General features: G+C 63.3%; 2 protein-coding genes. One reads left to right on the plus strand and one right to left on the minus strand.

All coding sequences use genetic code 11. The features are described 5' to 3' along the window. The coding region (locus A9W96_RS03240; protein ID WP_197499384.1) for a glycosyltransferase at positions 1–485 on the minus strand (485 nt) is incomplete at its 3' end. A 327-nt stretch (positions 486–812) separates the two neighbouring features. Between A9W96_RS03240 and A9W96_RS31150 the strand changes: the two genes are divergently transcribed. Beyond that, on the plus strand, positions 813–947 hold a 135-nt coding region (locus A9W96_RS31150), incomplete at its 3' end, for a glycosyltransferase (protein ID WP_197499385.1).

The following is a 947-nucleotide window of genomic DNA, read 5'->3' on the forward strand; positions in this document are numbered from 1 at the left end:
TTCATCGCGAAGCGCGCGATGGGTCCGGGCAATAGCGGGATCAACCGTCCGTTGGGCCGTACCGGGTAGTAGTGCAGGGTGACCAGCGGAATGCCGTAGTGCTCGGCGACATTGGCTGCGGCCTGCTCGCACGGAATGGTGGTGAACAGCAGATCGGCTCCGTCCGCCAGTGACGTCAGTGTCTCGTTCATCTGCACCCAGGCCCCAGTGCTGACTTTCCACAGCTCGCGTCCCCACTCCGATAGGTCACGCATTCTCCAGAACGTGCTGAACACGGAGGTAAAAAAGTTGCGGAACACGTCCAGCCATACCCGTGTCTCCGCTCCGTAGGGCACCGCGGTAAGCCCGGCCGATTCCGCGAAGTCAACCAGGTCGGGCGGGACCGCGATGCACACGTCGTGCCCTCGGCGCTGCAGCTCACGGCCGACTACAACCGACGGCTCGATATCGCCTCGAGTCCCGTAGCTCGCCAACACAAATCTCATTGCGGATCTCAAACTTTCGGTTGTCGCGCCGCCCGGCGACGTATCGTTCCCGAACCGAGCCAAATGCCGACGACGCGGGTCGACGTACCCACGGCCGGCCACAGCCCCGGTGCCCACATCTCCGGTAGAGCCAGAGCCTAGACATGGCTCCGCGGCGACGGCAGGTTTCGGCGTCCGCCGCCCACATTGCCAACGGGTTCCGTGAGTCAGCGCAACTCGCTGAACTAGCACTGGGTGTCCGGTTATGCTGCGGTCGTCTGGGCCGAGGGCGTGGGCCGCCGCTTGCAATCCGACGATGCGCCAGGGAATCGAACAGTCATGACCGCGATGAAGTTTGTGCTGGCAAATTGGGGAACGCGTGGCGAGGTCGAGCCGTACCTAACGATCGGCCGTGAATTGGTTCGCCGCGGGCATGACGTGAGTATGGCCGTCGCTCCCGAAATGGTCGATTTCGTCGAGTCA

Origin of the sequence: Mycobacterium sp. 1245852.3 (assembly GCF_001669335.1) — a bacterium.
Lineage (GTDB): Bacteria > Actinomycetota > Actinomycetes > Mycobacteriales > Mycobacteriaceae > Mycobacterium > Mycobacterium europaeum_A.